28 protein-coding genes are annotated in these 26496 nt (G+C 59.9%); 20 read left to right on the top strand and 8 right to left on the bottom strand.

What is annotated here, in order from left to right:
• The first annotated feature begins 195 nt into the window (after positions 1 to 195).
• The 3 genes from ACP0KA_RS01320 (at position 196) to ACP0KA_RS01310 (ending at position 3184) form a co-directional block, all read left to right on the top strand.
• Positions 196 to 2016 carry a PAS domain-containing sensor histidine kinase gene (locus tag ACP0KA_RS01320; RefSeq protein ID WP_424627036.1) on the top strand — a complete coding sequence of 607 codons (1821 nt, stop codon included), beginning with the start codon at positions 196 to 198 and terminating at the stop codon, positions 2014 to 2016.
• Positions 2009 to 2629: a peptidoglycan-binding protein gene (locus ACP0KA_RS01315; RefSeq protein WP_424627035.1), complete on the top strand. Its 621-nt coding sequence runs from the start codon at positions 2009 to 2011 to the stop codon at positions 2627 to 2629. The genes ACP0KA_RS01320 and ACP0KA_RS01315 overlap by 8 nt, the downstream gene beginning before the upstream one ends.
• Before the next feature lie 207 nt (positions 2630 to 2836).
• A complete protein-coding gene (locus tag ACP0KA_RS01310) occupies positions 2837 to 3184 on the top strand; it encodes a DUF1491 family protein (protein WP_424627034.1) in 348 nt (115 codons plus the stop codon).
• Positions 3185 to 3200: 16 nt separating this feature from the next.
• Here the strand turns inward: ACP0KA_RS01310 and ACP0KA_RS01305 are convergent, their stop codons facing one another.
• Positions 3201 to 4223, bottom strand: a complete 1023-nt coding sequence (locus ACP0KA_RS01305) for a DUF2336 domain-containing protein (RefSeq protein WP_424627033.1) — start codon at positions 4221 to 4223, stop codon at positions 3201 to 3203.
• A 139-nt stretch (positions 4224 to 4362) separates the two neighbouring features.
• Between ACP0KA_RS01305 and ACP0KA_RS01300 the strand changes: the two genes are divergently transcribed.
• The 4 genes from ACP0KA_RS01300 to ACP0KA_RS01285 all read left to right on the top strand — a co-directional run bounded on the left by ACP0KA_RS01300 (position 4363) and on the right by ACP0KA_RS01285 (position 6720).
• The gene (locus ACP0KA_RS01300; protein WP_424627032.1) at positions 4363 to 4566 is read left to right on the top strand and encodes a hypothetical protein; all 204 of its coding nucleotides are present in this window, start codon (positions 4363 to 4365) and stop codon (positions 4564 to 4566) included.
• Between the two features lie 56 nt (positions 4567 to 4622).
• Entirely contained in the window at positions 4623 to 5351 is a 729-nt protein-coding gene (locus tag ACP0KA_RS01295; RefSeq protein WP_424627031.1) for a hypothetical protein, read from the top strand.
• Between the two features lie 159 nt (positions 5352 to 5510).
• Positions 5511 to 5861 (top strand): hypothetical protein, encoded by a 351-nt coding sequence (locus ACP0KA_RS01290; protein ID WP_424627030.1) that lies wholly within the window; start codon positions 5511 to 5513, stop codon positions 5859 to 5861.
• A 220-nt stretch (positions 5862 to 6081) separates the two neighbouring features.
• Entirely contained in the window at positions 6082 to 6720 is a 639-nt protein-coding gene (locus tag ACP0KA_RS01285) for a TerC family protein (protein WP_424627029.1), read from the top strand.
• Here the strand turns inward: ACP0KA_RS01285 and ACP0KA_RS01280 are convergent.
• From ACP0KA_RS01280 to ACP0KA_RS01260, 5 genes are read right to left on the bottom strand one after another with little or no spacing between them, the layout of a single operon-like run.
• On the bottom strand, positions 6699 to 8393 hold the full coding sequence (locus ACP0KA_RS01280; RefSeq protein WP_424627028.1) for a DUF4166 domain-containing protein: 1695 nt from the start codon (positions 8391 to 8393) through the stop codon (positions 6699 to 6701). The two genes, ACP0KA_RS01285 and ACP0KA_RS01280, sit on opposite strands and share 22 nt — an antisense overlap.
• A 2-nt stretch (positions 8394 to 8395) precedes the next feature.
• Positions 8396 to 8872 (bottom strand): thiol-disulfide oxidoreductase DCC family protein, encoded by a 477-nt coding sequence (locus ACP0KA_RS01275; protein WP_424627027.1) that lies wholly within the window; start codon positions 8870 to 8872, stop codon positions 8396 to 8398.
• A gap of 56 nt (positions 8873 to 8928) precedes the next feature.
• On the bottom strand, positions 8929 to 9492 hold the full coding sequence (locus ACP0KA_RS01270; protein ID WP_424627026.1) for a DUF1254 domain-containing protein: 564 nt from the start codon (positions 9490 to 9492) through the stop codon (positions 8929 to 8931).
• The gene (locus ACP0KA_RS01265; RefSeq protein ID WP_424627025.1) at positions 9489 to 10067 is read right to left on the bottom strand and encodes a DUF1214 domain-containing protein; all 579 of its coding nucleotides are present in this window, start codon (positions 10065 to 10067) and stop codon (positions 9489 to 9491) included. Before ACP0KA_RS01265 ends, ACP0KA_RS01270 begins: the two co-directional genes overlap by 4 nt.
• Before the next feature lie 25 nt (positions 10068 to 10092).
• Positions 10093 to 12357, bottom strand: coding sequence for a transglycosylase domain-containing protein (locus ACP0KA_RS01260; protein ID WP_424627024.1), 2265 nt, complete (start codon positions 12355 to 12357; stop codon positions 10093 to 10095).
• A gap of 306 nt (positions 12358 to 12663) precedes the next feature.
• Between ACP0KA_RS01260 and ACP0KA_RS01255 the strand changes: the two genes are divergently transcribed.
• The 5 genes from ACP0KA_RS01255 to ACP0KA_RS01235 all read left to right on the top strand — a co-directional run bounded on the left by ACP0KA_RS01255 (position 12664) and on the right by ACP0KA_RS01235 (position 16578).
• Entirely contained in the window at positions 12664 to 13182 is a 519-nt protein-coding gene (locus ACP0KA_RS01255) for a YcgN family cysteine cluster protein (protein ID WP_424627023.1), read from the top strand.
• A gap of 185 nt (positions 13183 to 13367) precedes the next feature.
• Positions 13368 to 14954: an MDR family MFS transporter gene (locus tag ACP0KA_RS01250; protein WP_424627022.1), complete on the top strand. Its 1587-nt coding sequence runs from the start codon at positions 13368 to 13370 to the stop codon at positions 14952 to 14954.
• Positions 14955 to 15064: 110 nt separating this feature from the next.
• Positions 15065 to 15463 carry an MbcA/ParS/Xre antitoxin family protein gene (locus tag ACP0KA_RS01245; protein WP_424627021.1) on the top strand — a complete coding sequence of 133 codons (399 nt, stop codon included), beginning with the start codon at positions 15065 to 15067 and terminating at the stop codon, positions 15461 to 15463.
• On the top strand, positions 15460 to 16179 hold the full coding sequence (locus ACP0KA_RS01240) for an RES family NAD+ phosphorylase (RefSeq protein ID WP_424627020.1): 720 nt from the start codon (positions 15460 to 15462) through the stop codon (positions 16177 to 16179). Before ACP0KA_RS01245 ends, ACP0KA_RS01240 begins: the two co-directional genes overlap by 4 nt.
• Before the next feature lie 207 nt (positions 16180 to 16386).
• Entirely contained in the window at positions 16387 to 16578 is a 192-nt protein-coding gene (locus ACP0KA_RS01235; RefSeq protein ID WP_424627019.1) for a hypothetical protein, read from the top strand.
• Positions 16579 to 16626: 48 nt separating this feature from the next.
• Here ACP0KA_RS01235 and ACP0KA_RS01230 read toward each other — a convergent pair whose 3' ends face one another.
• Positions 16627 to 16881, bottom strand: a complete 255-nt coding sequence (locus tag ACP0KA_RS01230; protein ID WP_424627018.1) for a hypothetical protein — start codon at positions 16879 to 16881, stop codon at positions 16627 to 16629.
• A gap of 436 nt (positions 16882 to 17317) precedes the next feature.
• On the opposite strand from ACP0KA_RS01230, the gene ACP0KA_RS01225 reads away from it, so the two are divergent.
• Complete coding sequence (locus ACP0KA_RS01225; protein WP_424627017.1) at positions 17318 to 17686, top strand: response regulator; 369 nt, start codon at positions 17318 to 17320, stop codon at positions 17684 to 17686.
• 109 nt (positions 17687 to 17795) lie between these two features.
• Positions 17796 to 17960, top strand: a complete 165-nt coding sequence (locus ACP0KA_RS01220) for a hypothetical protein (RefSeq protein ID WP_424627016.1) — start codon at positions 17796 to 17798, stop codon at positions 17958 to 17960.
• Between the two features lie 53 nt (positions 17961 to 18013).
• On the opposite strand, the gene ACP0KA_RS01215 is transcribed toward ACP0KA_RS01220, so the two are convergent.
• The gene (locus tag ACP0KA_RS01215; protein ID WP_424631459.1) at positions 18014 to 18715 is read right to left on the bottom strand and encodes a S1 family peptidase; all 702 of its coding nucleotides are present in this window, start codon (positions 18713 to 18715) and stop codon (positions 18014 to 18016) included.
• A gap of 367 nt (positions 18716 to 19082) precedes the next feature.
• Here ACP0KA_RS01215 and ACP0KA_RS01210 point away from each other — a divergent pair, with 367 nt between their 5' ends.
• The 6 genes from ACP0KA_RS01210 to ACP0KA_RS01185 all read left to right on the top strand — a co-directional run bounded on the left by ACP0KA_RS01210 (position 19083) and on the right by ACP0KA_RS01185 (position 26490).
• Positions 19083 to 19760: a response regulator transcription factor gene (locus tag ACP0KA_RS01210; protein WP_424627015.1), complete on the top strand. Its 678-nt coding sequence runs from the start codon at positions 19083 to 19085 to the stop codon at positions 19758 to 19760.
• Positions 19750 to 21141, top strand: coding sequence for a sensor histidine kinase (locus ACP0KA_RS01205; protein WP_424627014.1), 1392 nt, complete (start codon positions 19750 to 19752; stop codon positions 21139 to 21141). The genes ACP0KA_RS01210 and ACP0KA_RS01205 overlap by 11 nt, the downstream gene beginning before the upstream one ends.
• 182 nt (positions 21142 to 21323) lie before the next feature.
• Positions 21324 to 22712 (top strand): hypothetical protein, encoded by a 1389-nt coding sequence (locus ACP0KA_RS01200; RefSeq protein WP_424627013.1) that lies wholly within the window; start codon positions 21324 to 21326, stop codon positions 22710 to 22712.
• Between the two features lie 207 nt (positions 22713 to 22919).
• On the top strand, positions 22920 to 24020 hold the full coding sequence (gene ccmI, locus ACP0KA_RS01195; RefSeq protein WP_424627012.1) for a c-type cytochrome biogenesis protein CcmI: 1101 nt from the start codon (positions 22920 to 22922) through the stop codon (positions 24018 to 24020).
• 17 nt (positions 24021 to 24037) lie between these two features.
• The gene (gene ccmE, locus ACP0KA_RS01190) at positions 24038 to 24511 is read left to right on the top strand and encodes a cytochrome c maturation protein CcmE (protein ID WP_424627011.1); all 474 of its coding nucleotides are present in this window, start codon (positions 24038 to 24040) and stop codon (positions 24509 to 24511) included.
• A complete protein-coding gene (locus tag ACP0KA_RS01185) occupies positions 24508 to 26490 on the top strand; it encodes a heme lyase CcmF/NrfE family subunit (protein WP_424627010.1) in 1983 nt (660 codons plus the stop codon). The genes ccmE and ACP0KA_RS01185 overlap by 4 nt, the downstream gene beginning before the upstream one ends.
• The last annotated feature ends 6 nt before the right edge of the window (positions 26491 to 26496 follow it).

Genomic DNA, 26496 nt, shown 5'->3' with positions numbered 1-26496 from the left:
AGAAACTTCGCGTTCACCATTCCCGTCAAATGCAATGCCGATTGTGCCCAAAACCGCATGTTCAGCGGCTGCGAGCCGCGATTGCCCGGGTGCCTTAGTGTTCGCTTAAGTTCGCTCTGACAGCATCCGGCAACGAATAAAGGGGGCGTTCCGGCATACGTCGCTGACGTGTGAGCCGAACGTGAGTATTAAAGCGTGACAGTGTTTGCGATCATACGGGACCACCTGGATACCCTGCTGCATCCATCAGCACGGCGGGATGCGATGACGAGCGCGCGGCATCGCGCCTTTATTGCTCCCCGGTTGCTGGGCAGTCTGGTGGCGCTTGCTTCGCTCCCACTTTATCTCGCGGTTCGCGGCGCACCGACTGTCATTGAGGTGATGGCATTCGCATGGCTGATCGTGCCGATCTTGATCTCGTATTATCTATCGCGGACTGGCCACTACGAAAGCGCTCACATCCTTTCATCAACGTCGCTTGCTGCGGTCGTCCTGATTCTTTGCATTCATACGGGCGGCATCTCGTCGTTCGCCGCCATCTGGCTTATCGCTGTTCCGCTTGAAGCCGCGCTGTCGGCGTCGCGCCGTATCGTGGCCACCACCGTGGTGCTTGCGCTCGGTTGCGCGCTGACTCTGGTCGCCATGGGGTCTCTCGGGGTTCTGCCTGTCTCGAAGGTGCCCGCGCATTTCAATTCATTCTTCGCCACGATCGGTATCGCGACCGCGACGATGTATGCCGCAGCTCTTGCTTTCAGTGCTGAAGCTCTGGCCCGCACCAGCAAGAAACTGCTGAGCGACGAGGAAGAACGCTATCGTCTCTTGGCTCGCAACATCAGCGACGTCATTTCCCGGCATAGCCGCAACGGTGCGATCCAGTTCATCTCTCCGGCGGCGGAAACGCTGCTGGGCGCCCCCGCTGCACGTCTGCTGCAGCATGGGTTGTTCGATCGCGTTCATGTTGCCGATCGCCCTTCGTATCTGACGGCGCTGTCGGAAGCGGCCCGCAGCGGAAGCGAGCGCAGTGTTGAATTCCGTGTCAAACGCGACGCGTCCTCCCGTACTCCGGCGGCTGAATTCATCTGGATCGAGATGCGTTGCAGGCCGATTGACATCATTTCGGGACCGCATGCGGAGCCTGGTGTTGAAGTCGTTGCAGTCATGCGCGATGTGACGGAACGCAAGCTTCAGGAGCAGGCGCTTGAGACGGCTCGAAGCGAGGCTGAACGGGCAGGGGAAACGAAGTCGCGGTTCCTTGCCACAATGAGCCATGAATTGCGCACACCGTTGAACGCCATCATCGGATTCTCCGAGATGATCGTCCATGAAGACGAGATGATGATCGACGCTGCGCGGCGTAAGGAATATGCCAAGCTCATCAACGAGTCTGGATTACATCTGCTTTCCGTCGTGAATGGCATCCTCGACATGTCGAAGATGGAGAGCGGCAATTTTGAAATCGTGCCGGAGCTGTTTTCACCGCGCGAGTCGCTCGTCGGCTGCTGCAATCTGATGGTGCTCAAGGCGCGCGAGGGCGGCATCGATCTTGTCACCCGTGCTCCGACGGACCTTCCGCAGATCAATGGTGATCCGCGTGCGTTCAAGCAAATCCTCCTGAATTTGCTCTCCAACGCAATCAAGTTCTCGGAACGCGGTGGTACGGTGACCGTCACTGCCTCGGTCGAAGGGCCGCGCCTGATGGTGCGCGTCATGGATACCGGCGTCGGCATCGAAGCAGAAGATCTCAAGCGGCTTGGCGATCCGTTCTTCCAGGCGGGCAAGACCTATCAGCGTCGCCACGAAGGAACGGGACTTGGTCTGTCTATTGTCAAAAGCCTTGTGGGGCTGCACGGTGGTGACATGACTGTCGATAGTAAGATCGACGAAGGCACCACAGTGACCGTGGCATTGCCGCTTGTTTATACGCCGCCAGTGCTCAGCAATACGAGCAACGTGGCAACCCTCGCGCCGACCCAGCGCGTCCAGAAACAAGATTATCAGGTGAAGAAAAGTGCCTAAGCGTATTTCTACCGATGAAGAGAAGCCACGTCGTCGCCGGGCCGCAACAGCCGTTGCGATCGAGCCCGAGCGTGAGCGTGGACTGATCATGCGCGTGCTGCTTCACAGCCCGAAGGATACCGTTGCGGGTGCAGCAGCATTGGGTGCTGTTGTCGCCATCATGACCAATGCGCTGTTCCTGCAGGCCGGCCGGCATCCATCGCCCATGTTCGGCACGGCATTTATATCTCCGGCTCCAATCTCGGCGCCACTGCCGCGGGTCCGTCCTGCTGAGGCCGAGCCTCGGCCGACCGAGACTATGCCGGTCGAAGCGCCGGCGCCGGTAAAGGCAGCAACTCCGCCTTCGAGCGCGTCACAAAAGTCCGGCGGAATGCCCGCGCACCGGGTCGACCCGGTCGGCGACCTGATCAATTCCACGCGCCGTATTACGGCCGTCCAGCGTGCCCTGGCAGAATTCGGCTATGGGCAGGTCAAGGTGACAGGGGTGATGGGACCGGACACGCAAGCGGCGATCCAGAAGTTTGAAAAGGATCGCAAGCTGCCGATCACTGGCCAGCTTTCAGATCGCCTGATCAGGGATCTTGTCGTGTTGACGGGGCGGCCAATCGAATAAGCCAGCGCCTGCTGGCCCCTTCGACCCTCTCGCGCACCTCAAAGGGGCCCGTGCCGCCCAGGTGGCTTATGGGTTGCGCTTCTGTGGGCGGCTCATGAAAGCGGCTATGCAGACCGCATCCGGATATCGGAAAAAAGCTGCCAAGGTGACGGTGTCCGCTGATATGCTTCGGGCCTCGCCGTCTCGCATCATCAACTGGCTCATCACATGTCCCGTCTGAAGTCATCGATCTGGGTCGCGGCGTATCTGCGGCGATGTCAGAGTGAAGGGGTCTTCGGCGCAGTCCGCAGGCGTGGCGCCGAGGAGGCGGGCGCTGTTTTCGTCAAGCTTGCTCTCTTGGATGGGACCGCGTGGCTGTATGTGCCGGCGCCACAGACGGCCTATGACGACAGTCGGCCGGTTGAGCGTGTCTTCACGCCGTCGCCCCCTCAGCCTGTTGAGGAGCAGGTGATCGAAGCGCGTCTGGCTAAGGAGGTCAGCTTTGATCCGGACGTCTGGATCGTCGAGATCGAGGACAAGGCCGGACGGCATTTCCTCGATTTGGCGAAGACATGATTTTGGATTTGGAACACTAACGTCTCGTTGGCCCAACGAACGCGTTGCGGATTGTCGTTGCTCCGCCCGATTGAGGTGCGGTGCGCGTTTCCGACGGAGTTGACCGGGCCCGCTGCCGTTCATCGTCGTAAAGGGCGGGGCGGTATTTGGCCCGCGTTGCAGCGACAGCCGCGCCGCGCCATGCCGTCAGCATGATCAAGGCGGCGCGCTCGCTGATCGTATCGTACAGACGGGCGAGCCGGTACACGTCGGTGACCGATGCACCGAGCGTCGGATTGAGAAACAGCAACACCCGTTGGAACACGTCGGAAGGCATGCCAAGGGCCTTGGCGGCGCAGACAAGCGGCTCACCGCCTGCGTCCTCAACGATCTGCGATGCGACGCGTGCGGTTAGAATCAATGAGTCTGCAATTTCGGCGGTGAACTTCGGCATATCAGCGGCCATCGCGGCCTGTTCGAGCAGTGCAATCGCGCGCCTTGCACGCCGCAAGTCAACTGGAGGAGAAGGCTTGAGCGGTGCATCCGTCAGGCTATAGAGCATTTTCGTACGCTCGCTTCGGCCCGCACCAACAAACACATCGATCAGTTTCGATGCGTCTTCAGGTTGCATAGCCAATGTCGGCGCGATCCTGACGTCCGGTTCGGACACAATTTCGAGGTCTTCCAGATCGGGTTCGACGTCGATCTCGAATACATCGTCCTGCACGGGATGGCTTCCGGCTGAATCCTGCATGCGACCAGACTGATTCGTCTGCGGTTCGGCGGGGGGCCTCAGTCTGAGCTTCCAGATCAGTGCGGTCGGCGTTTGTGGATAGATCGACAAGCGGGCTCTGACGGCCGCGCGCGTCGCATCATCAACCTCGTCGATCAATCGCGATGCGAGTTCGACATATTGCCGTTCCTCGTCGCGGGTGTGATCACGTGTCTGGACATAAAGGTCGGTCAGCACGCGCAGAAGCGTCGGCCGGATATCGACCCCCTCCCGTTGGGACAAATTCAAAAGGCCATCGAGGCCGTTGGGGATTGCAGGTGCCGTCATGTCATGCGCGATCGGAGTTAAATCTTAACCCGACGTTATCGCGTGCCCATTAATGAGCCGTTAACCACGTTTGTCCTTAATGGCCGTGTGCCGCGGGGCCTTGCGAGGTTTAGGGGGCGGCCAGCAGAGAGTGGTTGAGATGGGCACTGTCGTTGAATTCCCGGTGCGCGCCGTTTCGCGACGCGAGGGAGAAAGCGCGTATCAGTTACCGCGTCAGGGAAGTGCAACAGTCGTGATTCTTCCCGTTGTGAGAATTGAGCGCTACGCGGAAGAAACGCGTGGCGACAGCGGCCCGACGGAAGGGGCGACGGGGCGTCGACGCAAGCGCAGGGCTCGTTCCTGAGGGTAGTTTTGGTTCGACGGTGACGCCGGATCGCCAACATCAATCGCCGGGCTCCCATGTGCAATCCAATGTATCTTCTGCCGTTTGTTGCGAGCCTGGCCTGTCCGGGCGGCGATTTCGGTCGCACGCAGGGGACCTTTTATCACGAGGACATGCACAGCTGGGTTGGCGTCGAGGCGACGACCAGCCTCGGCGGGCGGCCTTCGCAATTCCAGTTGACTGATTACGAGCGGTCGCTGCGCGATTTCGCATATTATTTTATCGAGCCGCCGCACTCGCGCCCGGCATGGAAAGCCGTGTTTGGCGACTACAAGCCGTTCCCGGCGCCCTGGCGGCAAAAAGTTTTTTTCGATCGCACGCTCTACGGCCGCCGCATGATCGACGAGCCTCATCGGTCGCAGGTTGCGGCGTATGCCGGCCTGATGGAGGACGTCCGCAACGACGGCTACATGCTTGATCAGCTGCTTCCGGTGGCTGAAAAGGTCAACGATCTCGATATCAAGCGCAACAAGGCTCTGAGCTACATCACCGAGTTGTCTCCGCGCGAGCGAGACGACGCGCAGGCGCGTATGCGCGAAAACGTGCTGGTGGTGCAGTGGGCTCAGCAGTGTTTGCAGCAGCGTGTGGCATCTTACCGCTGGGCGCTTGAACGCCTTGTGATTCATGCGCCCGATGCCATGGCGGCGGATGCGGATCGTCTCATTGCTCAATTGTCGGATCGCGCGTCAGCGGCGTGGACAACTGCGCCCGCCGTTGTGGGCCGTGCGCTCCGCGTGGGCGGCTGATCAGATCCGCAACACGTTACCGTGAATGTGCGGCTGAAAGTCGCGTTGTTTCAACGCACAATCGGATGTTCTCTCCACACTAAGGTCATAGGATTTTTTGAGAGATGCGCAGCGATGCGCATCCATGCAAACGATGTGAATTGCTCGAAGAGGTCTGAAGTGAGTGGTTCCATCAAGCATCGGGTCAACTGGATTCCGAATCCGAGCGAGTCATCCGGATTGCTGACACTCTTGAGTGTCGTGCTGGCAGTTCCCGCTGCTCTGATCATCTATTCGCTTGATATGGAACTCATTCTGCCCGCCTTTAGCGTTCTTTTGTTTTCGGGTGCCGCAATCTCAGTTGTTCTGGCTTGCTCGGTGAGGACTGAAACCAATCCGGAGAAGCTGACACTGTGGGATGTCGCCGGCGGGCTTGTCCTGACCGGCTGTGCGGCGTCGGTGCTCGGTGAGCCCGATCAAGTGACACAATTGTTCGAGCATCTGTTCGAACGTCGAACCAACACGCAATAGCAGGAGATACAAAACACCTACCAGGCCGGGCCCCTCTGGCAGCCAGCAGGCTGCGATGTCGGACTGGAATTCAGTTGGAGTGGCCCCTTTTTTGATATGCGGCACAAGCGTGTTGCACTGAAGCGATGTCCGGCCGATTGCCGGCATCGTGGACGTCATGTTGTCGCGTATACAAGCCTGCGATAGGAGGCCGCTCTTCCTTAGAAGGGAAGCCCGGCTCATGTTTGATTTTCTCACCGCTGACGTCCTGACAGCACTTTTTCAGGTCATTATCATCGATCTCGTTCTCGCCGGTGACAACGCCATTGTCATCGGTCTTGCGGCTGCGGGCCTGCCAGCGACGCAGCGAACCAAGGCCATTCTGATTGGTATCGGTGCGGCGACACTGCTGCGAATTGTGTTCGCCGGTTTGACGACACAGCTTCTGCAGATTGTCGGCTTGCTGCTTGCGGGCGGGATCCTGCTGCTGTGGGTCTGCTGGAAGATGTGGCGAGAGCTGCGGGCGTCGACCGGTCATGCCGAGATGGCGGTAGCCGAAGGCATGCCGATAGGCGCAGAGACCGATGATGTGCCTCGCAAGACACTTGCTCAGGCGACCTGGCAGATCATCGTGGCTGACGTGTCAATGTCTCTCGACAACGTCCTGGCGGTCGCGGGCGCAGCGCGTGAACATCCATGGGTACTGGTGTTCGGTCTGGCACTTTCGATTGCGATGATGGGTGTCGCTGCGTCGTTCATCGCGCGGTTGCTGCAAAACCATCGCTGGATCGCTTACGTCGGTCTTGCGGTCATTCTCTATGTGGCGGGCGATATGATCTATCGCGGAATGCTCGAAGTCTATCCGCACGTCGCTTCGTAAGCTGTATGAGATTGCGGGGCGCTCTCTTGTTCGACAAAGAGCGTCCCGCGATACGCAAACAGCAGTCCGAGCGCGGGATGCTGAACGGCAACGTTGAATCGGTAGCGGCTGTTCGCCTCTGTCGCTGTGGCCCTGATCTTGGGAGCTGCCCATGCGGGCAGCGGAAGGGCGAGGAAAGACCAGCCGAGAAATCGCCAGTCAACACCGCGTTCGGTTCGAGCCAGATCGAAGGTAAACCTGAGAGGCCCGAACTGCTCCTCGAACGTCGCTATCTGGGACGTGCTCTGCAGACGCGATCTGAAGCTGCTTTCGCCAAACTGACGGGCCCAGCTCTCGCCGGTCTTGTCCGCAGTCATCTTCACCACAACAGGATAGCGGCCGCTTTTCGGCAATCCGACGAGCCAACGCAGGAGGCGCGCCGGCCATCCGCGGCCGGTGCGCGCGATGGCGGTGCCGGCGAAAGTCCCGGCGCGTTCCTGATCGTGGACCGATCTGACCGCTTGCGGAAGGTCGTCAACGTGACGGCCTAACAGGCGGCGAAAGAGGGTAGCATGATCGGGCCATGCCTCATCTTCCCGCGTCATAACCGGGAGATGCTGCAATTCGCAAAGGATGGCCTCTGGTTTCAGCAGGCCAACGCAAGCTTGTGCCCCGGTCTGCGTGATCCGATTGTCCAGCAGTCCGCGCACCATGGCCGCCGCGGCAGCGATGGGTACGCTCGGGCCCGCATTGTCCCTGGCGAGCAGCGACCACCGGGCAACAACGTTTCGGCCTTTGTGATCCGCGCCTGATGCCTGCACCAGCATTCCGCCGCGGTCGGATCCGAACCTGTCCAGAAGTCCGGCGACGAAGCGCAGTGGCCGTGCCAATCGCTTCAACGAGCTTATGAGGCCCCACCGAACTGGCAGGCTCAGTGCCGTGAGACCGAGGTGCATCAAGCCGGGCTCGACGCCTGCCAAAAACAGAGCAGTTCGTTGAATGGGAAAATGGGCAGGCAGCATGTCGAGGTCAGGTGTCTCGCAGAGCGAGGTCCATCGCCGTCCGAGGCCCGGAATAGCGAGACGGCGGGCCCCGGACCATCCAGGTGAGGAGATCCAATGCCCGTTGCTGAAAACGCGGACCGGCCGGCCAACATAGGAGAGAATGGCCTGAATAACTGAAAGCCCGCGCGGTGCTTTGGCCCCAGGACAAATCGCCACGATCACGTCGTCGAGGCGACGCCACCCGGTAACCAGGGGCGCCAACACGGCGTGCGAAAGGGCGGGTGTCGAACTTGCTCCGGTGACGGCAAGAACACCTGCCGTGCGTGCCTGCGCATCGAGAGCTTCCGCAAAATTCGCCACGAACCTTCGTGCATCGGCGATGTCGATATAGTGCGCTCCGCAACCGATGGCGGTTTGCGCTAGGCCATAATCGGTGTCCTGAAAGGGGCCTGCCGTGTCGATAACGAGCCATGGCGAGATGCTTGCAATACTGTCTGCGCGTGACCGGTCAAACTGCTGAACCGTGATACGGGCGGCAGGATATTGATTGACGAGATCGTTCCGCAATTGAGTAAGAGCGGTCAGTCCTCGTGCGGCAAGCACGAGTTCGATATTCGTGAATGTTGCGAGAAGAGCCGCAAGGCGGCTCCCAAATGCTCCCGTGGCGCCAATCAGCAAAACGCGGCGCATGGCTAGAGGGCCGGTGGTTCGGTGATGAAACGCTGGCGCACATGCGGCGGTGGGATCATGCACTCCCGCCGTTTGCCTAGCAGGTGATAACGATTGCGGGCCGTCCAGCGATACACGGCGTTTCGAATGGGCTGCGGAATTGCGACGAGGGCACGCAGCGCTCGCCAGGGCAGAGGCATCCGAGCAAGCATCGCAGCCATCCCGTTAGTGCCGCCGATCGCCTCGCCATTGTCGAAAAACAAAAAGGTCGATGGATCATCAGGATTGACGCCATGCTTTTCACACAGCTGCCTTCCATATGCGGATTGAATCGGCGTGAAACGAATGACGCCCTCACGGTCCATCATCAGCACCAGCCGGACGTAACCCGAGCAGAAGTTGCAGATCCCGTCAAATACCATGATGCCATCGGGCTTTGTGGGAGTGACTGATCCCGAAGCTTTGGCTGCAGCAGGTGGGGAAGCGATGCGGCTGTTCATTGCGGCAACCTACCATCGCAAGGTCGCCAAATCATTTCTTGCGATCGCTAAACTAGCTATTTCGCCGGGGCCGGCTCGCTCTGTACGCGGCAGGTCGATGCGGCGAGCGAGGCCTGCGCCTGCGGCATCAAGCCCGGCTCCGGCGCCAAGGCCTTCAGGATGATGATGCCCGTCGTGGTCGGTGAATCGATGATGAGCCTGTCAGCCGCAGTCACGTCTTCGTCCTCCGGCAACTCGGCATGCTGCGCTTCGGTCATGAGGTCGAGCTCGATCACGCGTCGTCCGGCGGAGCGGTCGTTGATGGCGTAATAGGCGACGTCGTTGCGGGTATAAAACGACACCGACGTATAAGCCTGGCTGACCGGCACGCTCAGCTTGATCGGACCATCTGAGAGGTCATAGCGGCAGGCCGCCGTCGCAAAAGCGGGATCCATGAAAGGCATCGGTGCCCCGGTCGGTGCCGCGGCCGGAAGCGCCGTCACGGCGTTGAGCTTCGTGATGGGTTCGAGCCGGGAATAGGCATCCAGTGTCGCGACGCGCGGCAGCACCAGCACACTCACGAGGTGCACGATCCCGCCAAGCAGGATGCCGCCGAGAATTGCAAACAGCCAGCGGATCATGAGCAACCCACCGTGGTCACCGAAGGCATCGGTGCATCTTTCTGCGTTCGCGTGCCGACGCCCACCGGCGTATCGTAAAGCCGCAGAACGAGGAAGTAATGATCGACGCCGGCAGTCGGCAGCCAGTTTCCTGCACGTGATCGCGACGATATCTTTATTTCGAATGAGCCGTTCGACTCGCGGACGATTTCCTGGCTGGTAAAGCCGTAGCGCTGGAGCGCATTGGCCACGAGCTGACCCTTCATGTCGTACAAGGTCAGGGTCCAGAAGCGTGCCGGCGGTGTCACGCCTTTGACGACGACGTCACACCGCCCGTCGAGGCGGCGTTGTGCGTCATCCTTGGTGGTACTGAAGGTGATGCCGTCGCCGGCGCCAACCGGCAGTTCACCGCTTCGCGCGATCGATGCGCGCGAGTACGGGTCAATGTCGCTGGTGCCGACTTTCGGTCTTGCGGTCCATGCACCGATGTTAATCGTGCCGACATTGACGCCGCGTGTCGACGTCACCCACGTCGCGCCGAGGCCGACGACGGTCGCGATCATCAACGACAGAAGAGTGATAAAAATCAGTCGCACGATTAGGGCGCCATGATGGGGGCGATCAATTCTTTCGGGATGGCGCCAAAGCCGAGGGCAGATCCGATGACGCAAAGCTATCGGGGAATGCCCGGTCGGACGACGCCTTTTTATCAGCATCGTTTAACGACGTTTTGCCGGGCACGCCTACGGTCTTTGCGGCGTCGTCGAACATTTTTTCGACTTTTACCAGGATATTCGCGCCGCGCCGGGTCAGGACCGGCGGCGGGCCGGGAGCGACCTCGGGAGCTTTCGCATTTGCCGATGCTGCGGCCTCGGACTCAGGCAGCTTCTTGCCAGCACCGACGCCAGGCAAATCCTTGATCTCGACGCCCTGGTGTGCGGCGACCATGATGTCGTGCCATGTCTGGGCGGGTAGGGAGCCGCCGGTCATTCGGTTCGTGGATGAGTAATCGTCATTGCCGTACCAGACCGCCATGGTGAAGTTGCCGGTGTAGCCGACGAACCAGGCGTCCCGGTATGCGTTGGTTGTACCGGTTTTGCCGGCTGCCGGAATGCCGTCAAGACGCGCGCGTCGCGCGGTGCCTTCGTCGACGACGTGGCTCATCATTTCCGCCATATCGGCTGCGACCGGCGCGGGGATTGCCTGTGTCGGCTTCTTGCCATCGCGATCGAAACGCCACACGAGATCGCCGGCCCCGGTTCGCACCTCAAGGATGGCGTGTGGGGTGACCGCTTTCCCTTTATTGGGGAAGGTGGCATAGGCCACGGCATGTTCAAGCACGGTGACTTCGTCGGCGCCGATCGGCAGCGACGGCGTATCCGGAAGCGGCGCTTTGATGCCGAATTTGCGCGCCGTTTCGACGATTTTGGCGCGGCCCGCCTTCGGGCCGCCCTTGCCGCCAATCGCAATGGATAGCTTGACCGGGATGACGTTGATTGAGCGCGTGAGGGCCTGCGTCAGCGTGACTGGTCCCGAGTATGAGCGACCGTAGTTTTGCGGACACCAGTTGCCGATACAGATTGGTCCGTCCACCACGACGGACTTCGGCGTAAAGCCGTTCAATAGCGCCGTAGTGTAGACGTAAGGCTTGAACGACGAACCGGGCTGGCGCATCGCGTCGGTCGCGCGATTGAACTGGCTCGCGCCATAGTCTCTGCCACCGACCATCGCACGGACGCCGCCATCGAGGTCGGCGAGCACAACCGCCGCCTGGGTGGCGTGATAGTCGCGGCCGAATTGACGCAGCTGATTTTCAACCGTGGCTTCCGCCGCCCGCTGCACATTCATGTCGATGGCAGTACGGACAACGAAGACACGTTCGGTGTAGGATTTGGGGAACGTCTCGACGAGCTTCTTCATCTCATCGAAGGCCCAATCGAGGTAGTAGTTCGGAGAGTTCTCGTCGCGGCGATCGACCGCGGTGGCCGGGTTGCGCCGGGCGCCGAACACTTGGCCTTCGGTCATGAAGCCGGCGTCCACGAGATTGTCGAGCACGACGTTGGCGCGGGCGCGAGCTGCGGGCAGGTTGATGTGAGGCGCGTATTTCGTCGGTGCCTTGAACAGGCCGGCCAGCATCGCGGCTTCCGCGAGATTCACATCGCGCGCGGATTTATTGAAATAGAAATGAGCCGCGCCATCCACACCGAACGTGCCGCCGCCCATATAGGCGCGGTCGAGATAGAGTTTCAGGATCTCGTTCTTGGTGAGCCGTGTTTCGAGCCAGATGGCGAGGAAGGCTTCCTTCACCTTACGTTCGATCGTGCGCTCGTTGCTCAGAAACAGGTTCTTGGCGAGCTGCTGGGTGATGGAGGAGCCGCCCTGTCGCACGCCGCCGGCCTGAGCGTTGGTCATCAATGCGCGCAGCGTGCCCGCAACGTCGATGCCGAAGTGGTCATAGAAGCGTCGGTCTTCCGTGGCGAGGGTGGCCTTGATCAGATGATCCGGAAACTCCTCAAGCGGGATCGAATCGTTGTGCTTGATGCCGCGGCTGCCGATCGGATTTCCATAGCGGTCGAGAAACGTGACGGCGAGATCGGATTTCTTCAGCCAGTCATCGTCGGAGGTTTCTCGGAACGCCGGCAGCGCCAGCGCGAGCATCAGGATCAGACCGCCAAGACCGATCGTTGCAGCTTCCGAAAGCGGCTCAACGATCACCCATCGTTTCCAGCGCCCGACGTAGAACCTGTCCATGAAGGTGGTGTAGCGCTCGAACAGTTCGCGCAGACCAACAGCCGACGAAAACAGCGTCGAATCAATGCGCGCGTCGAGGTCCAGCAGGAAATGCCGGAATCTTCGTTTCCACCCACCTGGTTCGATCTGGCTCACCGAAACCCTTGATCATGACGCGGCGACAAGGCGCCGACTGAATGCATTCGCGAGAATGATGTGCTCGCCAATTTGCGGCATCCCCAAGGCGATTTCAGCCGTTGAGAATCCGTCATCTTCTAGCCGACCATAGGTCATAAACCAATGGTGCCGCTGGTTTTTTGATCGTAAGCAAGAGCGCTATCCCATTCTTTAGCAAGGGCGGGAACAGCGCATCTTCTGTCTTGCGGCTTGCGTATCCGCTGCCAAGTCCCATAAAGCACTTGAAAAGCTAACGCCCCATGAGGGGACGATGAGTTCCAGGCTATGACAACCCGGCCGCGGCCACCATCAACTCAAAGCGAATATTTCTGGAAAACCAAGACGTTGGAGGAGATGTCCGACAGCGAATGGGAGAGCCTGTGCGACGGCTGTGCGCGGTGTTGCCTGGAGAAACTTGAGGACGAGGACACCGGACAAATCTACTTCACCCACATTTCTTGCACGCTTCTCGACGCAGGGCTGTGTGCCTGCAAGGACTATCCCAACAGGTCGGACAAGGTGTCTGATTGCGTGCGGCTGACGCCCGAGAATGTCCGAACCTTGAACTGGTTACCGCCGAGTTGCGGCTACAAGCTCGTTGCCGAGGGGCGCGATCTCTATTGGTGGCATCCGCTGATCTCCGGCGATCCGAACACGGTTCATGAGGCCGGAGTTTCGGTGCGGGGCAGGGTGTGGGGGACCGAGGATGAAGTCGATGAGGCCGATCTTGAGGATCACATCGTGCAGTGGCCGGCCTCTCTGCCGAAACGTGCGCGTCTGAAAAAGCGGCCGGCAACCCGCTGAAACGCCGCAGCGGTGTCCCGATAATGTGATGATCCACCAACGCGGTGCACCCATGCACCCGCGTGTCTTATGAAGACGACCCGAACAGGATAAACAATCCTCATCCCTGATGATTTCAGTTCGTTGCCGCTACGCGCGAGCCATTTCTCAGATATTTCATTCTCCCAGTCTCCCAATCCAGGCTCATGACCGAGACTCATCGACAGCGTTTTGACGCGGATCAGACGCAGGACATCGAAACGGCAGACGACGTTTCAAACCTCCCCACCGAAGTCATCGACATCAATGAAGCGCCGCCGATTTCTCCGGCGCCGGCGCTGACGAAGAGTGAGGTGAGGACCATCCTGCTGAGCCTCATGCTCACGATGTTCCTGACGGCGCTCGATCAGACCATCGTCGCGACCGCGCTGCCGACCATCGGGCGGCAGTTCGGGGACGTGACCAATCTCTCCTGGGTGATCACCGCGTATCTTCTGTCGTCGACGGCGGTTGCGCCGGTCTACGGTACCCTCAGTGACATCTACGGCCGGCGTTCGATGATCATCCTGTCGATGGCGTTGTTTCTCGTCGGCTCGGTCTTGTGCGCTATCGCGCCAAATCTGCTGATCTTGATTCTGGCCCGGGCTCTGCAGGGCATCGGCGGCGGCGGCATTCTGCCTCTGGTTCAGATCATTATTTCCGACGTGGTTTCGCCGCGTGAGCGCGGCCAGTATCAGGCCTATTTCAGTTCAGTATGGGTCGCGGCCGGCATCGGGGGACCGGTTCTGGGCGGTTTGTTCGCGGAGCATCTGCATTGGTCCGTGATCTTCTGGATCAATCTGCCGCTCGGTGTGCTGTCGCTTGCACTGTTGCTGCCCAAAATGGGCAAGATCCCGGTCTTCCATCGCAAACGCAAAGTCGACTGGGTCGGGGGCCTGCTGTTGATGGCCTCCGCCGTCATCATCATGCTGGTGTTGACATGGGGCGGTAACAAGTTCGCATGGGGGTCGCCAACGATCCTGGCGATGGTTGGATCTGCGATCTGTCTCGGCGCTGCGTTTGTCGTCCACGCATTGCGGACCAGTCAGCCGTTCCTGCCGATACCGCTGTTGTCTGGGACGGTGGTGCCGTTTGCGATCGGCGCCGGGGCCTGTTGTATCGGTACGATGATCGGCCTTACCGTTCATCTGCCGCTCTACTACGAAGTCGTTTACGGATTGACGGCGAGCGAAGCGGGCTTTGCGCTCATTCCACTGGTCGCGGTCTCCGTGCTGGGGGCCTGGATCGTTGGCCGCGCGATGACGATGACGAAGCACTACAAGCGCTTGGCGATCGCCGGCGTATCGATCTCGGCTTGTGCCGCAGCCATAATGGCGTTTGCAACTCCGCTGCCGCTCTATGTGCTGCTGGGGCTTCTGTCATTGCTTGCCGTTGGATTAGGTACGGTGTTTCCCGTCACCGTGGTGTCGATCCAGAATGCGGTCCCGCGTAACCAGGTCGGTACCGCAACCGGTGCGATGAATTTCTTCCGCTCGCTGATGGCATCCTTCACCGTGGCAATATTCACCGCGATCCTGCTGACGGTACTTGGTCCTCACGTGTCGATCGGCGCCGAACATCACGCGGGAACGACGCAAGGTATTGACGCCGGCGATATGTCCGCGGCCTTCCGCTACGTCTTCGGAGCAGCCGCAGTGCTGCTCGGCACGGCTGCGATGTTGGTCGTGCTGATGGAAGAGCGTCCGCTGGCTGGCCCCGGAACGGCTGGCGCTGCCTCGGCGATGGCAGAGTAGGGAGCCTCGAGGCGCCCACCGCCAGACTGCAGGAATATAGTCCTTTGATCGGGCATTGACGTCGCGGTGCGACGCCCCATATCTTCTGCAGTACCGCAGGAGATGGCCAAATGGCTGCAGTTTCGCAGAGGGCTCCGGATTTCGTACCCGCCGATCGCCAAGGCCTCGCGTTGGAAGGCTTCTTTCAGATCATGGCGCGCTGGAATATCGGCAACAGCGATGCGCGCCGTATTCTGGGCAATCCGGCCGAACGCACGTTCTTTCAATGGAAGAGCGGCAAGGCTGCGCGCGTGCCGGAAGATACGTTGCGCCGGATTGGCTATGTCGCGGGTATCTGGAAAGCGCTGCAGATCGTTTACTCGGATGCGGGTCTTGCCGACACCTGGGTCACCCGTCCGAACAAAGCCTTCGGTGGACAGACACCGCTCGCGCGCATGGTGGCAGGCGACGTCACCGATCTTGCCGCGGTCAGGGCCTATGTCGATGCGGCCCGCGCCCCGTGGTCGTGACATCAGTTCGTGACACAAAGATCTCGCATGTCCGCTGGCCGCAGGCCTGGCGGATCATCGCGTCGCGCTATCCGCCGATCGCCTTGTTTGAGCGCGTGTCAGACAATCCCGCAGTGTGGGACGTGTTGATTGAGCTTGAGCAGGCGACAAATCCGCGCGTGCGCGATGAAGCCGGCGAGATCGTTTTGGTGCCGGCCGAACGCAGGGTCGCGGGCTCCGGAGCATCCTGGGTGATGGCGCCGTTTACCCACGTCAACCGGCAGGGCTCCCGTTTTTCGGACGGAAACTATGGCGTTTACTACGCCGCGAGCACCTTGCGGACAGCCATCCTTGAGACCGGCTATCACTTTGCACGGTTCGCAGCTGATGCTCAGGATCCGCCGCGCCGCGAGGACATGCGCGTCCTGTTAGGAACGATCGACAGAGATTTGCATGATGTCGCGTCGCTCGAGGAGGCGACGCAGAAGCGTCTCTTGGACCCCGCCTCTTATTCTTACAGCCGGCCTTTTGCATTCGAATTGCGCGAAGCGGGCAGCAATGGGCTCGTCTATCCGAGCGTGCGGGACGATGAGGGCACTTGTGTTGCCGCATTCTGGCCCGACGTCGTCGGCATCCCGATGCAGGAGCGTCACCTGCAATACGAATGGGACGGCAAGCGGTTCTCGCGCTACTTCGATTACAGTTTTGAGACGTGGATGTCGGCCGACGTCAGCTAGTTTCTCACTGCTGCAAGGCTAGCTCCTTTGGTTCATGGAATGATTCCATTTTGTTCGCAAAGAACGAATCGAGCCGCGGTAAAAATCCTCTTGCCAATCATTAACAATATCTTTCACATCTAAGTTATTGCCAGAGAATGCATATTGAGCGATCAGTGAGCATTCGATAAATTAATGTATCATTTGAGTTTGTGTTGAGTGATTTCCATGAACGATAATCGGACGTCTCTTTTGCAGACCAAGGCGAGGCTTCTTGCCGACCTTGATCGCCTTAACGGCATCCTCTCCCAACCCTGCAGTGATTTTGTTGCCGAGCAAACTGAAGCCGCTCTTGAAGGGACGGAGATGCTCCTGGAAGCGGTGGACCGCGCGCTCGGTCTCGAGCTTCTCGCCAGCTGATCCCAGCACTGTTAGGTCGATCGCGTCCGGCATCCACGGTGGAATGATTTAATCGATCTCATCAACGAGACCATCGATGGCCGTGGTATTGGAGGGCTGGCGTTCGCCGGTATCGCTTTTCATCTGGAGTTGAGCCAAGTCCAGATTGAGTTTGTTGACGGCGGTCATAAGCTTCTCGTCGTCAAAAATATCGAACAGCCGATTGATGGTTTTCTCGCAGTCATGCGGGCCGGGTTCGATGTAATCGGCCAAAACGCCTTGCGCTCTCAGAACCGCATCCAGAACACTCTCTTGTGGCGTCATGTGTCGCATCTCCACATCGTTAGAGGGGATCCGTCGGGCTGGTTCCGTCCCGCCTGCAGGAGATCAGCTCACTCTCGTTGACAGAATTCAATTAAATTTCTCGGTCTCCGACTCTGTACGCCAGCCGAATTTGGCGAGCTGGCCCGCACGCTTCGAAAGCAAATCTGCGACGAAATCGGAAATTTCATCCTGCATGTTTCGCCCGGTCCCAGAGGCCATCTCAACATGCTTCCGCGAAATTGCGTTTGCGACTCGCTCGACAATTTCTCTCATGGCCACCTCATTTTCCGAGATGCCAACGCGGGTTTGCAAGTTCCAGTTCCGCTGAGGACACGCGCCGCAACGTGTGGCTTCAATGCAAAAACCGCATGCGTTCGCTTTTTTTGAACTTCATCGGGGCTGATGCATTGCCTTCCAACATCACAGGGAGGTGACCATGGGACGCGCTCTCAAGCACACCGCATTGGTTGTTGAAGATGATGAACTCCAACGGGAACTCGTAAGTCTGATTTTCGAAGAAAGCGAAATGAACGTCATTCAATGTGAGAGCGCGGAAGCTGCAGCCGTGGTGCTGGAAAAAGCGGGGCGCGATTTGACGGTGATGTTCACGGACGTCGAACTCGCAGGGAAGATGTCCGGCGTGGAATTGGCTGAACTTGCAAAGCGCCGCTTTCCCGACATCGATGTGATCATCACCTCAGGGCAAGGTGTCGATCGCATTCCCGAAAACACCTTGTTCATGCCGAAGCCTTGGCTGCCGCTTGAACTGTTGCGGCAAGCTGAGCGGTCAAGAACACGGCACTAGGAGTGCGTGATGTTAGGGCCCCTGAGGCGGTCTGTCGCCGAGCGGTTCGGAACATTCGCCGCGCACGGAGCGTTGCCTTTGAAACATCCGGAGAAACAATGAGGGCGTGATGGCAAAGGTAGAACGCGTCGAAGAACATCATCGCGTAGTCGAAACGCCGACAGAGGCGAGGCAGGGCGAACGAGGGCCGTCGGTCCTGGCCCTGCTCACTGTCAGCACCATCGCCGCTGTATTCGTGCTTGCGATCGTCTGGTTCGTATTTTTCCGGACGTGATGCATGCAGGCGAGGATCTTGAGACGTAACCGGAATACCGGATACGCTCGCGCTTAGTCGAGTGGCGCAGCGCCCCAACTCCGCGCGGTCTTCACAATCCAGTCCTTGTAGAGCGTCAACGGCGTTACACCGGTAAGACCCCCGCAACCATCCGCATTACCCGGTCCGGTCGACCAGCTCACCACCCCGACGATCATCGTTCGTCCGTCCTGATCCTCAAACACCGGTGCGCCGGAATCACCGGTGCAGGCACCCATGCCGGCGCGTTTGTTATCGGTGACGGGGTCGACCAGGCGGATCTGCAAAGTCCCGGGATGTCCTGTCACGGCGAGGGCTGCCTTCCGGACGGTGCCGATCCCGGCATCGCTGCCGGCCGCCGTCACGCCGATGCCGGCCACGGTGAAGCGAGAGCCGGGAGCGATTGGCGCGCGTGGGACACCGAGTTGAGCGGCTTCCTTTTTGGGCACCGATGCGGGCAGCAGCAGGAGTGCAACGTCCGCGGTGGCGCGATGCGCGAGCATCGTCTGCATATTGAACTGGGGATGTGTCGCGACCTTGCTGACGGTGATCAGGCGTGGCGGCTGCGTTGTATTGTCGATGATACGATATGACGTGTTTGGTGTGATGCAGTGGCCAGCTGTCAGGACGATGTGCGGTGCAATCAATGAACCGGTGCAGACATTGCCGCGCGAGCCGATGACGGTGACGATGGCGCGGCTGATGTCCGCACTTGGCGTCGATGCACTGCCGGTCATGGCAAACGAGGGATAAGCCAAGGCGAGAGTTGCGGCGATGGCGGTGGAGAAGCGAAGCACGTCTTGAACTTTCCAATTCCGTGTCGGCCACCGGGAGGGTGGCTTAACTTCCTCTTGTGAGCACCGGGAAACCCAAAAGCCGCTCACCGAAGGCGAGGGACGTATATCTGAATGGGGGGTGTGGCACCACGCTCTTCGGGATCTGAAAATAGGGGGTAGAGCGGGCCGGCCACTCGGCGTGGGATCTCACACGGATGGAAAAAGTTTATAGCCGCAACCGCGTTGTTCATCCGCCGTTCACGGCCAAGCCGTTCATGTTATAGGTAACAGCTTGCCATAAGCGGGCCTGCCAACTGCGGAGATTCCCTTGCGCCTTCTCGTTGTCGAAGACGATCCTGATTTGAACCGCCAACTGACGACGGCCTTGTCGGATGCAGGATATGTCGTTGACCGCGCATTCGATGGCGAGGAGGGACACTTCCTCGGGGATAGCGAGCCTTATGACGCGGTTGTGCTCGATATCGGTTTGCCCAAGATGGACGGCATCTCCGTGTTGGAGGCCTGGCGGCGGAACAACCGCACCATGCCCGTTTTGATTTTGACGGCGCGGGATCGCTGGAGCGACAAGGTGCAGGGGTTCGATGCCGGTGCCGATGATTATGTCGCCAAGCCGTTCCATCTCGAGGAGGTGCTGGCAAGAATTCGCGCACTGCTGCGCCGAAGTACCGGTCACGCCCAGAGCGAGCTGACGTGTGGGCCGGTCATGTTGGACACCCGCACCAACCGCGTCAGCGTCGACGGCAATCCGATCAAGATGACATCGCACGAGTATCGGCTTTTGGCGTACCTCATGCATCATTCCGGGCGCGTCGTGTCGCGCACTGAATTGGTCGAACATCTCTACGACCAGGATTTCGACCGTGACTCGAATACGATCGAGGTCTTCGTTGGCCGTATTCGGAAAAAGCTCGATGTCGATATCATTCAGACGGTGCGAGGTCTTGGATATCTGCTGACGCCGCCACCCACACCCAATGCGCGCTAATTCACTTGCGACACGCCTGTTCGTCTCGGCTACGGCCTGGGTTGTATTGATCCTTGTCATTACGGGCATCGCGCTATCATCGCTCTACAACCGCTCGGTCGAGCGTGCGTTCGATCGCCGGCTCAATTTCTACCTTCGTACCCTGATCGCCGAAGCGGCGCAGCCGGATGATCCTTCCGACAAGAGCGACAAATCGGATCGGTCGGTCCAATCGCTTGGTGAACCGCTCTTCGAGCTCCCCTTGTCGGGATGGTACTGGCGCATGGCGCGCGTCGACGGCGACAAGCCTGAAGTGCGGGCATCGCGCTCACTGTGGGATGCAACGCTTCCCAAGCTCGAGGACTTGGGTATTGAACTCAATCAATCCGGCGTGCGTCTTGCCTATGTGAATGGACCGGAAAACCAGCGCTTGCGCATGGTGGAACGGCCGGTCGATCTCGGGAGCGAAGGAAAATATCTCGCAACCGTCGCGGGCGATGCCACAGAGATTGATGAAGAGACTCAGACGTTCGATCTTTATCTCGCCGTGACGTTCGCGGCGCTGAGCATCGGTCTCATCTTGACCACCATCTTTCAGGTCCGGTTCGGCCTTGCGCCGCTCAAGCGCATTTCAAATTCGCTCGCGGCCATTCGCTCGGGCAATGCAGAACGGCTTGAAGGAAAATTTCCGCTCGAGATTGCGCCGCTCGCACGCGAGACCAACGCGCTATTGGATGCCAATCGTGCGATTGTCGAGCGGTCGCGTACCCATGTCGGCAATCTTGCGCATGCTATCAAGACGCCGTTATCGGTGATCGTCAACGAAGCCTCGGTGCATCGGGGAGAGCCATTTGCGGCGAAGGTTCTCGAACAGACCGACATCATGCGCCAGCAGGTGGCGCACCATCTGGAGCGGGCGCGCATTGCTGCGCGCGCGACGACCATCGGGACCGTGACAGAGGTGGCCCCGGTGGTCGAAGCGTTGGCCCGGACAATGGAGAAGATCCATCGCGATCGGGATATGCAGATCGACACAGAGGTTCCGGCCGGGACCAAATTTCGAGGCGAGCGTCAGGACCTCGAGGAGATGGCCGGTAATCTGGTCGATAATGCCTGTAAATGGGCACAGCACCGGGTGACGATTGAGGTGTTGGCGGAGCGGGCTTCGGGCGCGATCGAGCCCACATTGCGCATCATCGTGGACGATGACGGTCCGGGACTATCACCCGCCGAACGCGCCCAGGTGGCACGCCGCGGCCAACGGCTGGATGAATCGAAGCCCGGCTCCGGTCTTGGGCTATCGATTGTGACAGATCTCGCCCAGCTCTATGGCGGCAACCTCCAACTGGGGGCCGCTCCGATCGGGGGGCTTCGAGCAGAACTGGTTTTGCCGGGGATCTGACGTTCGAAACGATTTTTAACGCTAAATCAGTGCGTTAGGCGTTCTTTTCCCGCGAAGTCGCGTGGGGCTTTCTGACCTCAAGTCTCGCCGCTTCAACGCGATATTAACGGCGGTCCGGCTAAGACTGCCGAGGAGGGGGCTCGGTTGGCGCCCTGCGAAGGTGAAGTGGCGGGCGTCAGCCTATGTCGATTGAGCGGTTGAAAGAGTATCTCGGAGCACTTCCGCCGGGCGCGCAGGCGCTGCTGATGCGGGAGTTCGAGCGTTCTATAGAGCGCGGTGACGACCCTACGATCGCGAATTTCGTGCTTTCCGAACTGCGCAAGATCGTGCGCGCTCCCAGCGAGGATTTGACCGCTCGCACCGATGATCCGATGCGGCTGGTGTTTCGTCCTCTTGAGCGGTTTCTGGTCGACAGTGTCCCCTCCGTTCGGCCTGGACAGATCAGACGCGCGTCATTGGGACCGATTTGGATTTGGCTGGGCAACGAAGGCATCCCCGACAAACTGCGCGCCTTTGAAGACTTCTGCAAAAGCCCGAGCGATTCGAATACTCGCGAGCAGGCAACTCGCGAAGTGCAGGCGGCGGCTGCAGAGGCCATTGCGCAAGCGACCGGAGCCGGACCTTCAGACAGCAGTGCACGCCAGCGGCCCATGGCCCGCTTCGGATCCACGAGCGTGTCGGAGGATATCGTCTCGGTGGGGGCGGTTCTCAGCGTCCGTGACGCGTTGGACACCCTGAATTCCAAACTGCCGGGGCAGATGCGGACATTTGCCGAATCCCAGATCAAATCGGTTATGGGATCCATGAACATTCCAGCGCTACAGACCCCCCAGACATTGCCGTTCGCTTTGTCGCTGGTCATGCCGCGTCTCCCAGCCCCGTGGCAGATTATCCGGCTCGGCATTTCGGTTGCGGCGTCAGACGACGAGCTTCGGGTTGCCGGCACGCCGTTCGGTGTGACGGTCACCATGGCAATCCACGATATGGCGCAATTGGTGACGGCACTGCGCTCGGATCTGAAGCGTGGTCACTCCCAAGACCTGTCAAATCATCTCAAAGCGCTTCACGACGGCATGCGTGGTCTGCGCACCGAACTCGATATTCGCACGGATTCGGGTTGGGGCCGCCAGTTGACCGCGATCCGATCCGAAATCTCGAATTCGCTGCATTCTGAAATCGATAGTGTTCCGGGAAAAGTGCGGCGCTTGCTGCGGCAGGGACCGGACAAGGAGGTCACTGCAAACAGCAAGGTCGACCCCGTCGATGTTGAGGCGGTCGCCGCGCTGATCGATTTTGTCGCGATTTGCCGCAACTATGCCGGCGAGCTTGCGATCAACGAGGCGAGCCTGCGCTCCTACTCGGAGCTGCAGCAATACGTTGAGACGGCCACTCAAACGCTGATGGAATCCTTGCGTGCGCCCGATCCCAAGATTCGGGCCTACCGTTTGATGCAGATGCAGGCGGCAATCCGGTTCTGCGACGTTATGTTCGGCCCGGACTATGCCTCGCTGATGCGCAGGGCTGCCGACATGGTCAAGCCGGTTGAGAAGAAGGAAGCGAAAGCCGGCTGATCCGGGGCGGTGATCACGGCTTAATCGGTGGAACTGCACGTTCCGGCTTCATTTCATCACCAAGCGCGTTGTTTTCACTGCGAAACCGCGTCATTCCGTGCCGGAAATGTCAATTGCACACCCCGGCTAGTCATGGTGTAACCCGACCTATGTCCAAGGATTCACGATTTGAATCCCTGGACGCCGCCGCCACCGGAACCCTGATGAATGACGCTTTGGTTTGTGCTCGCGCTGATGACTGCCGCAGCTGTTTTTGCCGTGCTGTGGCCATTGGGGCGCGGGGCTAGGCCGGAGCGCGAGGGCCGCGAAACGCTGGTCTATAAGGATCAACTCGCCGAAATCCAGCGCGATTCGGCGGCGGGCCTGATCGGGCCGGTCGAGGCCGAGGCTGCCCGCGTTGAAATTGGCCGCCGTCTGCTTGCGGCGTCCGATAGCGAAAAGGCCGTCACAACATCCATTAGCATGCCGTTTCGTCGGGCCGTTGCGGTGGTGGCGCTCGTCGGTGTGCCCTTGGTCGCAGTCCTGCTTTACGCCCGGCTTGGGTCTCCGTTGCTCGGCGATTTCCCGCTCGCGGAGCGGGCACATGCGCCGATCGCCACCGCATCCATGGACAAGCTGGTCGCGCAGGTCGAGACCCACCTCGAAGCCAATCCGGCTGACGGGCGCGGCTGGGAGGTGCTCGCTCCGGTGCTGGTCAAGCTCGGCCGTTACGACGATGCCGTGCGCGCCTTCCGCAATTCGATCACATATAACGGCGATACGGCAGCCCGCCGGGCTGACCTTGGAGAGGCCATCGCGGGCGCCGCCAACGGCATCGTGACGGCAGACGCCAAGGCGGAATTCGAACGCGCCGTCGCGCTCGATCCCAAGGAAGTCAAAGCCCGCTATTTCATCGGTCTGGCGGCTGAACAGGATGGCCGCAACACCGATGCCGCGAATCTCTGGCGCACGATGCTCGCCGATGCCCCGGCTGATGCGCCCTGGCGGCCGTTGGTGCAAAGCTCGCTCCAGCGTGTCGGTGTCGTCGCCCCCAAACTGTCCGGCGAGGACATGGCCGCGGCGAAGAGCATGAGCGAAGGCGATCGCAATACGATGATCCGCGGGATGGTGGAGCGTCTTGCCACACGTCTGAAGGATAACGGCGATGATGTCAACGGATGGTTGCGTCTTGTGCGCGCCTACACCGTCCTCGGCGAGCGCGACAAGGCGCAGGCGGCACTTGGTGAGGCGCGGCAGGCTGTGGGCAAGGATGCCGCACGATTACAGCAGTTGAACGACGGTCTGAAGAATCTTGGACTGGATGGCTAGAACCGGAACACGAGAGCATGACGCGTAAGCAACGGCGACTGACTTTGATCGGTGGGGCATTGGCGGTGCTCGCGATTGCGGCGGCATTGGTTCTCAACGCGCTGCGTGATTCCATTGTGTTTTTCACGACGCCCGGACACATCGCCGAAAAACACATCGCCCCGGGCCAGCGTTTTCGGCTGGGCGGGCTCGTCGAAAACGGATCGTTGGTCCGCGGCGAGAATCTCAAGGTGAAGTTTCAGGTGACGGACGGCAAGGCCACCGTGCCCGTGGCCTTCCAGGGAATTCTGCCGGACTTGTTTCGTGAAGGGCAGGGTGTGATCTCCGAGGGTTCGCTCGACGCAAGCGGCGTGTTCAAGGCCGATACCGTGCTCGCCAAGCACGATGAAACGTACATGCCCAAAGCCGTGGCCGACGAGCTCAAGAAGGAAGGTCACTGGAAAGACAATTACGAAAAGAAAACCTCGGATGTGCAGGGAGCCGCGAAATGATTGCGGAAGCGGGACACTACGCGCTGGTCCTGGCGCTGGCGTTGGCGCTGATTCAGGCGGTGGTGCCGGTCGTCGGCGCGCGTCTGGGAGATCCAGCGCTGATGAATGTCGCACGCTCTACGGCACTGACGCAGTTTATATTCACGGCAGCGTCATTTGCAGCGCTGACATATCTTCACGTCACCTCGGACTTCTCGGTGGTGAATGTCTATGAGAATTCGCATTCGCTGAAGCCGCTGATCTATAAAATCACGGGTGTATGGGGCAATCACGAAGGCTCCATGCTGCTCTGGGTGTTGATCCTTGCGCTGTTCGGCGGCCTTGTTGCGGCGTTTGGCAATAACCTGCCGTTATCGCTGCGCGCCCATGTTCTGGCCGTGCAGGCATGGGTCGGAACGGCGTTCTATCTTTTCATTCTGCTGACATCGAATCCGTTTCTGCGGATCGCCAATCCGCCAATCGAGGGACGTGATCTCAATCCGATCCTGCAGGATATTGGTCTCGCTGTGCATCCGCCGATGCTCTATCTCGGCTATGTCGGGTTCTCGATTTCGTTCTCGTTCGCGGTGGCTGCGCTGATCGAAGGCCGGATCGATGCGGCATGGGCGCGATGGGTGCGGCCATGGACGCTGATGGCATGGATATTTCTGACGCTCGGCATCGCGATGGGCTCATACTGGGCTTATTACGAGCTCGGTTGGGGCGGCTGGTGGTTCTGGGATCCGGTTGAAAATGCGTCTCTGATGCCATGGCTTGCGGGGACGGCACTGTTGCACTCCGCCGTCGTGATGGAGAAGCGCGACGCGCTGAAGGTTTGGACCATCCTGCTTTCGATTCTTACATTCTCGCTGTCGTTGCTGGGGACTTTCCTGGTGCGTTCCGGCGTGCTCACCTCCGTTCACACCTTCGCCAGCGATCCGGCCCGCGGCGTGTTCATCCTGATGATCCTCTGTCTGTTTATTGGTGGAAGTCTCAGTCTCTACGCATGGCGTGCGTCGGCCCTGAAGCAGGGGGGATTGTTCGCGCCGATCTCGCGTGAGGGCGCGCTGGTGCTGAACAATCTGCTGCTGACCACCGCCTGTGCGACAGTGTTCATCGGAACGCTGTATCCTCTGGCGCTTGAGGTCCTGACCGGCGACAAGATTTCCGTCGGTGCGCCGTTCTTCAATCTGACATTTGCGCCGCTGTTCCTGCCGTTGTTGCTGGCTGTGCCGTTCGGACCGCTTCTTGCCTGGAAGCGCGGCGATATCCTCGGCGCAACGCAACGGCTGACAGCGGCCGGCATCGTCGCGCTGGCGACCATCGCGGTGGTCTGGGCCTGGACACGTGGCGGCGGGGCGTTTGCGCCGTTAATGATCGGCCTTGCTGTTTTCGTCATTGCGGGAGCAATGAGTGACATCATCGAGCGCGCGCAACTGTTTCGCGTGCCCTTCATGACCGCGGTGCACCGCGCACGTGGACTGCCACGTTCGGCATGGGGAGCCGCTTTTGCTCATGCCGGTCTCGGCATCGCACTTATTGGCGTTGTCTGCGAGACCACATGGAACAGTGAACGCATCGCATCCATGAAGCCGGGGGATGTTGCGCAGGTCGGCGGGTACGAGGTCAAGCTCGACGGCATCACCCAGCAGCAGGGGCCGAATTTCCGCGAGCAGGTTTCGCGGTTCACGGTCACCTATGACGGCAAGACCATCGGGGTGATGACGCCGTCAAAGCGCAACTTTGCCACGCGCGGCATGTCGACGACCGAAGCTGCGCTTCTGACGCGGGGCGTGAGCCAGCTCTACGTGTCGCTGGGGGATGAGCATACCGACGGCTCAATCGCCGTTCGGGCCTATTATAAACCGATGGTGTTGCTGATCTGGTTCGGGCCGGTCTTGATGGCGTTCGGCGGATTTCTCTCATTGTCCGACCGGCGGCTCCGTGTTGGAGCGCCAAAGCCGGCGAAGGCGCCGCGCGCTTTGCAGCCAGCGGAGTAGGGGCAC

The sequence above is a fragment of the Bradyrhizobium sp. SYSU BS000235 genome (assembly GCF_049747295.1).
Lineage (GTDB): Bacteria > Pseudomonadota > Alphaproteobacteria > Rhizobiales > Xanthobacteraceae > Afipia.
Note: the sequence above shows the minus strand (reverse complement) of the source record. Positions and strands in the feature narration are given on the sequence as shown.